At 73.3% G+C, this 6,830-nt stretch carries 5 protein-coding genes and 1 pseudogene; 5 read left to right on the forward strand and 1 reads right to left on the reverse strand.

The window, feature by feature from the left end; genetic code table 11:
• The first annotated feature begins 226 nt into the window (after positions 1-226).
• Positions 227-922, forward strand: coding sequence for a tellurite resistance TerB family protein (locus tag ACWC1K_RS50465; protein ID WP_450840948.1), 696 nt, complete (start codon positions 227-229; stop codon positions 920-922).
• A gap of 62 nt (positions 923-984) precedes the next feature.
• Here the strand turns inward: ACWC1K_RS50465 and ACWC1K_RS50470 are convergent.
• Positions 985-1,323: pseudogene (locus tag ACWC1K_RS50470) on the reverse strand (DUF6234 family protein); the annotation flags it as partial.
• A 201-nt stretch (positions 1,324-1,524) separates the two neighbouring features.
• On the opposite strand from ACWC1K_RS50470, the gene ACWC1K_RS50475 reads away from it, so the two are divergent.
• Genes ACWC1K_RS50475 through ACWC1K_RS50490 form a run of 4 tightly spaced genes read left to right on the forward strand, consistent with a single transcriptional unit; the run spans position 1,525 to position 6,693 of the window.
• Complete coding sequence (locus ACWC1K_RS50475) at positions 1,525-3,606, forward strand: MMPL family transporter (protein WP_450840950.1); 2,082 nt, start codon at positions 1,525-1,527, stop codon at positions 3,604-3,606.
• Positions 3,607-3,662: 56 nt separating this feature from the next.
• Entirely contained in the window at positions 3,663-4,841 is a 1,179-nt protein-coding gene (locus ACWC1K_RS50480; RefSeq protein ID WP_450840954.1) for a sensor histidine kinase, read from the forward strand.
• A complete protein-coding gene (locus ACWC1K_RS50485) occupies positions 4,838-5,500 on the forward strand; it encodes a response regulator (RefSeq protein ID WP_450840951.1) in 663 nt (220 codons plus the stop codon). Before ACWC1K_RS50480 ends, ACWC1K_RS50485 begins: the two co-directional genes overlap by 4 nt.
• A 2-nt stretch (positions 5,501-5,502) precedes the next feature.
• The gene (locus tag ACWC1K_RS50490) at positions 5,503-6,693 is read left to right on the forward strand and encodes a sialidase family protein (RefSeq protein WP_450840953.1); all 1,191 of its coding nucleotides are present in this window, start codon (positions 5,503-5,505) and stop codon (positions 6,691-6,693) included.
• Positions 6,694-6,830: the final 137 nt, after the last annotated feature.

The following is a 6,830-nucleotide window of genomic DNA, read 5'->3' on the forward strand; positions in this document are numbered from 1 at the left end:
CGGGGTGCCGCGCGGTCCCGCCACCGCGCTCACCGCGATCCTCGGCTTCGTCGTCATGGGGCTGATCGGCTGGTTCGTGACCTGGCAGGTCATGGCCGTCGCTTATCGGCCATCTGATCGTGGAGGTCACGGAAAGGTCTCTTCCAGGGTGCTGACTACGGCTCACCGATGTGGCTAACATCACGGACACCGCGACGATGTTGCCGCGGTGTTAAGGAGGTGCGACGTGCTGCCAGTACGGGGACGAAACGGCCGAGCCGCCAGGCCTGCGCGCCTCCTGGGTACCCGCACCGCGTGGACACCCGTCGGGGACGGCGAGTTCTTCTGCCCGGGCTGCGGGGGCGACCGCAACTACCAGCGGCTGACCGGCCACCGCCGTTTCATCCTGCTGGGGGTGCCCGTGCTGCCGCGCGGCGAGACCGCTCCGGTCGTCGAATGCGCCGCCTGCCGCCGCCACTTCGGCACGGACGTCCTCGACCACCCCACCACCACCCGCTTCTCGGCGATGCTCCGCGACGCCGTCCACACCGTCGCGCTCGCGGTGCTGGCCGCCGGCGGCACCTGTTCCCGTACGGCCCTGGAGGCCGCCGCGAGCGCGGTCCGCGCGGCCGGCTTCGACGACTGCACCGAGGACCAGCTGCACGCGCTCGTCGAGGCGCTGGCCGCGGACACCGGCCGGGCCTACGACCAGTCCTGCGGCGCCGGACTCGCCATAGAGCTCCACGAGGCCCTGGACCCGCTGGCCCCGCACCTCGCCCCGGTCGGCCGCGAGTCGATCCTGCTGCAGGGCGCCCGCATCGCCCTCGCCGACGGCCCGTACACCCCCGCCGAACGCGACGTCCTGTCCACGGTGGGCGCCGCCCTCACCATCTGCTCGGACGACGTGACCCGGCTGCTGGCGGCGGCGCGTACGCCGTCGTAGGCCCGGGCGTCGCGGTCGTCGTCGAACCGTGCGCCGCTCACGGCGACCAGCAGGACAACCATGCCGGTCAGCACCTGCACACAGGTGCTGACGACGGCACGGAGCCGGAACAGCAGTGCGGCGGTCAGCAGGATGACGCCGCCCGCGATCCCCACGTACAGCCAGTCGGGGGTCAGATCGACGTGGGAGTTGTCCGCGCCGGGATCGAACGGCTGCCAGCCGCTGTAGTCGATGCCGATCAGGAGGGCCACGACGGCTCCGACGGCATCGAGGACGAGCAGCCCGACGGCCAGGGCGATGTCCCCGGCGACGGGCAGCCACTCGCGTCGGGCCCGCGGAGGCGGCACATTGCCGCCGCGAAACTGCGGTAAGCCGGAGGGCCCGGAGGCGGGGTCGGTCATGGGCACAAGCCTCGTGCGAAGGAGGGGCCGGGGCCTGAGTACAGGTACTCACTACGACGCGGTACTCCCCGGGGAGTAATCCCGTCGCCCTGCCACCCCCGGCAGTACCCCTGAACTCGCCCTCACGCCCGACGAACCGCCCCCCGCGCGCCGGGAGTCTGGAACCGACCCAGACAATCCCGACCGGAGGGAGGCCCGTCCATGGGGGCCGCAAGGACAGGAACACGGGGACGGCGTGCCGTGCCGTGGGTGGTGCTCGGCCTCTGGCTGGCCGCGCTCGTGCTCGCCGGACCGTTCGCCGGGAAGTTCTCCGGCATCCAGCAGAACCGGGCCGTGGACTACCTCCCCGACAGCGCCGACTCCACCCAAGTGGCCCGCATCCAGGACCGGTTGCCGGGCGGCCAGGCCACCGACCTGGTGCTCGTCTACCACCGCGACGGCGGCCTCACCGCGGCCGACCGGGAGAAGGCGGGCGCGCAGGTCGCCGAGATCGGGACCAAGTACCAGCTCACCGACATCCCGAAGGCGGTCCCGTCCCGCGACGGCACCACCCTCATGTACCCGGTCTCCAGCACCCGGCCCGGCCAGGACGACAAGGCGCGGGACGCCTTCGTCGACGGCGTGCGCGCGCTCGCGAACGGCGGCGCGGGGCTCAGCGTGGAGGTCGGCGGACCGGGCGGCCTCCAGACCGATATGGGCAAGGTGTTCGGCTCCATCGACGGCACCCTGCTCTACGCCACCCTCGGCGTCGTCACCGCCCTGCTCATCCTCATCTACCGCAGCCCCTTCCTGTGGCTGGTGCCGCTCGCCGTCGCCGGGGTCGCCGCCGGCATGGCGATGGCCGCCGCATACGGCCTGCACGAGGCGTTCGGCGTCACCGTCACCGGCCAGAGCGGCGGCGTGATGACGGTCCTGGTGCTCGGCGCGGGAACCGACTACGCCCTGCTGCTCATCTCCCGCCACCGCGAGGAGCTGCGCCGCCACGAGCGCACGTACGACGCCATGCGCGCCGCCCTGCGCGGCTGCGGCCCGGCGGTCCTCGCCTCCTCCGGCACCGTCGCGGCCGGACTGCTGTGCCTGCTCGCCGCCGACCTCAACAGCAGCCGTGGCATGGGCCCGGTCGGCATGGTGGGCGTGCTCGCCGCGCTCGTCGCGATGATCACCCTGCTGCCCGCCCTGCTGGTCCTCCTCGGCCGCCGCGTCTTCTGGCCGCTGATCCCCGCCTTCGGCAGCGAGCCCAAGGCGCGACGGTCGCTGTTCGCGGCCATGGGCAACTCGGCCACGCGCCGCCCGGTCCTCGTGCTCGCCGGCGGAGCGGTCCTGCTCGGGGCGCTCGCGCTCGGCGCGCTCAACCTTCCCGGCGCTCTCAAGCAGGAGGACTCCTTCACCTCCAAGCCCGAGTCCATCTCCGCGGGCCAGACCCTCGCCCGCGGCTACCCCGGGCAGAGCAGCCAGCCCATCGCGGTCATCGCCCCCGCCGGCAAGGCGGCCGCTGTGCTCGCCAAGGCCCGCACCACCGACGGGGTCGCCCGGGCGACGACCGGCCGCACCGGCTCCGGCTGGACGGAGATCTCCGTCTACGCCACCGCGGCCCCGGAGTCGAAGGGCGAGACCCGCACCATCGAGGCCCTGCGCGCCGGGCTCGACGGCACCTACGGCACCTACGTCGGCGGTCCCAGCGCCCAGCAGCTCGACCTGGCCGACAGCCAGACCCGGGACCGCGAGGTCGTCGTGCCGCTGGTCCTCGCCGCCGTGTTCGTGATCCTCGTGGGCCTGCTGCGGAGCCTGATCGCGCCAGTGATGCTGCTCGTCGCGGTGGTCGCGGTGTGGGGCGCGGCGCTCGGGATCGGCGGGCTGGTGTTCGGGCCGCTGCTGGGCTTCGGAGGCACGGACTCGGGATTGGGGTTGCTGTCCTTCGTCTTCCTGGTGGCCCTGGGCGTCGACTACGGCATCTTCCTCATGCACCGCATGCGCGAGGAGTCCGTCGCCGGTGCCGAGCCCGAGACCGCGGCGCTCACCGCCCTGCGCACCACCGGCGGGGTCATCGCCTCCGCGGGCGTCGTACTCGCCGCCACCTTCGCCGTGCTCACCACGCTGCCACTGGTGGGGCTGGTCGAGCTCGGGTTTGTGATCGCGGTGGGCGTACTGCTGGACACGTTCCTCGTACGGACCTACCTGGTGACGACGGCGAGCGTGCTCTTGAAGCGCCGGGTGTGGTGGCCGGGGCGGCTGTCGCGGGCGCCGGAGCCGATGCGGCGGGAACGGCAGCCGGAGACGGTGTGACACTGAGCCCCGTGCAGCAGACGACAGCGACGGGATCCCGCCGGGGCGAGCGGATCATGGCGGTGGTCAACCGCGACCCCCGCACCGCCCCGCACGGCACCCGCAACGACGCGGTCCTCGCCGCGGTCCTGGCCGCGGCGGGGGTGTGCCTGGCGCTGTTCACCGCCCCGCACGACCGCCCCGACGCGCTCGGCTGGGCGCTGCTGCTCGGTGCATACGTGCCGATCGTCTGGCGGCGCCGCCACCCGCTGCTCGTCCTGGCCGCGGTGGTGGCGCTCGTCGCGCCGTACCACGCGCTGGACAACAACCACGGCGCGCCCGTGCCCGCCACCTGCGTCGCGCTGTACACGGTCGCCGTCACCGGCCGCCCGCTGCGGACCGTGCTGACCGCCGTCGCCGTCCTCGGCGTCACGGTGACCGTGATGTTCGCCGTCGACTACCACCAGGGTCTCGAACTCCTCCGCGTCTCCGGCTGGGTCATCGCCACGCTCTTCTGCGGCGTCGACGTCCGCTACTACCGGCAGTACGTGGCCGCGATCGTCGAACGCGCCGAGCGCGCCGAACGCACCCGCGAGGAGGAGGCCCGCCGCCGGGTCGCCGAGGAACGCCTGCGCATCGCCCGTGACCTGCACGACCTGCTCGCCCACACCATCACCCTCATCGGCGTGCAGACCTCGGTGGCCGCGCACGTCCTGGCCGCCGACCCCGAACGCCTGGACCGGGAGACGGTGGCGAAGGCCCTGGACGACATCGCCGAGACGTGCCGGACGGCGCGCGGAGAGGTGCGGACGACGCTGGAGGTGCTCCGCGAGAACGACTCGGCGGACGGCCGCGGCCCGCTGCCCGGCCTCGACGGCCTGCCCGACCTGGTGGAGACGGCACGGCTCGCGGGCGCGCGCGTCGAGCAGACGGTACGGGTACGGCAGGCCCCGCCCGCCGTCGGCGCCGCCGCCTACCGCATCGTGCAGGAGGCGCTGACCAACGCGGTACGGCATGCCGGCCCCGAACCGGCCGTACACGTCGACCTGTACGACGACGAGGGCGCCCTGCACCTGTCCGTCACCGACGACGGCACCGGACCCACTCCCGGCGGCACACCCGGCTTCGGGCTCGTCGGCATGCGGGAGCGGGCCCGCAGCGTGGGTGGCACACTCGACGCCGGGTCGCGGGCGGAGGGCGGTTTCGCGGTGACGGCCGTACTGCCGCTGACGGCCCCGGGGGAGGGCGAGGGATGACGATCCGTGTACTGCTGGCCGACGACCAGACCCTGGTACGGGCCGCGTTCGCCATGCTCGTCGAGTCGGCGCGGGACATGGAGGTCGTCGGGCAGGCGGCCACCGGCCGGGAGGCGGTGGAGCTGGTCCGCGGCGAGCGCCCCGACCTCGTGGTGATGGACATCCGCATGCCGGACCTGGACGGCATCGAGGCGACCCGGCTGATCGCCGCCGACGAGGACCTGGCGGGTGTACGGGTGCTGGTCCTCACCACCTACGACACCGACGAGAACATCGTGGAGGCGCTGCGGGCGGGGGCCTCCGGATTCCTGGTGAAGGACACGCGCCCGGCCGAACTCCTGGATGCCATCCGTACGGTGGCCGCGGGCGAGGCGCTGCTGTCACCGGGGCCGACGGCACGGCTGATCGAGCGGTTCCTGCGCAGCCCGTCGGCGCCCGTGACCGGCGGCCCGGAATGCCTCTCCGACCGGGAGCGGGAGGTGCTGACCCTGCTGGCGCGCGGGCTCAACAACACCGAGATCGGGGAGGCGTTGGGGCTCAGCCCGCTGACGGCGAAGACCCATGTCAGCCGGATCATGGGGAAGCTGGGGGCGCGGGACCGGGCGCAGCTGGTCATCGTGGCCTACGAGTCGGGACTGGTCACTCCGGGAACGATCTGACGGTGACCTTCCTGAGCCGCACCCTCCTCGCAGCCACCGTGCTCCTCACCCCGCTCACGGCCCTCGCACCGGCTCACGCGACCACCGGCTGCACGTCCTCCGTCCCGTTCGTGTCGGGTGAGGGCGGCTACGACACCTACCGCATCCCGGCGACGGTCACGACCGGCCGCGGCACGGTGCTGGCCTTCGCCGAGGGCCGGCTGGGCGGCGCCGGGGACACCGGGAGCATCGACGTCGTCCTCAGGCGCTCCGGCGACGGGGGCTGCACCTGGGGTCCGCTGCAGGTGGTGGCCGCGGGGCACGGGGACACCCGGGGCAACCCCGCCCCGGTCGTCGACCCGCGTACCGGCGCGGTCGTCCTGCTGACCTCCTACAACAGCGGTGCGGTCACCGAGGCGCGGATAATGCGCGGCGAGGTCACCAAGGAGCAGAGCCGGCGGGTGTTCGTGCAGCGCAGCCGGGACGACGGGCGGCACTTCACGCCACCGCGGGACATCACGGACGAGGTGAAGCCCGCGGGCTGGCGCTGGTACGCGACGGGACCGGGCCACGCGGTGGCCCTCACCCGCGGCCCGCACGCCGGACGCCTGGTCGTCCCCGCCAACCACTCCGCGGCCCCGCCCGCCGGTTCGCCCGACACGGGCCAGGAGGCCAGGTACTACGGCGCGCACGCCCTCTACAGCGACGACGGCGGGCTGAGCTGGCGGCTGGGGTTCGTGGACTCCTCGTACGACGGCGTGGACAACGCGAACGAGTCCTCCGCCGCGCAACTTCCCGACGGGAGGCTGTACTTCAGTGCGCGGGACCAGAACGGGGGGAGTGTCGGGAATCGGCTCGACGCGTACTCCGGTGACGGTGGGGAGTCGCTGGAGCGCCCGTACGCGGTGCAGCCCATGCTGAACGACGTTCCGGTGGTCCAGGGGAGCGTCCTCCAACTCACGGGCGGCAAAGCTCCGCCGTTGCTGTTCTCGGGGCCGTCCGTGCCGACCGCTCGGCGGGCGATGGCTGTCTGGCGGAGTGAGGACGGCGGGGGGACGTTCACGAAGGTGCTGACCGTGTCGGCGTCGCCGGCCGCGTACTCCGACCTGGTGCAGGTCGATCGGGGGACGGTGGGGCTGCTGTACGAGACGGGGGTTTCGGGGCCGTACGAGACGATCGCGTTCCGCAGGCTGCCGGTGTCCACCCTCGGGTAGGCATTTTCTCGCCCCCGCCGCCCCTTCCCATTCCCGTCTCCTGGGGGCTGCCGCCCCCAGACCCCCGCTTTCGGCCTGAACGGCCTCGTGCTCAAACGCCGGACGGGCTGAAAACCAGCCCCACCCGCGGTTGAGGT

It is taken from the genome of Streptomyces sp. NPDC001492, from assembly GCF_053597275.1.

Bases quoted from the DNA above. Each gene is read 5' to 3' on its own strand.
- ACWC1K_RS50475 (WP_450840950.1), top strand. From the start codon at position 1,525: ATGGGGGCCGCAAGGACAGGAACACGGGGACGGCGTGCCGTGCCGTGG.
- ACWC1K_RS50480 (WP_450840954.1), top strand. From the start codon at position 3,663: ATGGCGGTGGTCAACCGCGACCCCCGCACCGCCCCGCACGGCACCCGC.
- ACWC1K_RS50485 (WP_450840951.1), top strand. From the start codon at position 4,838: ATGACGATCCGTGTACTGCTGGCCGACGACCAGACCCTGGTACGGGCC.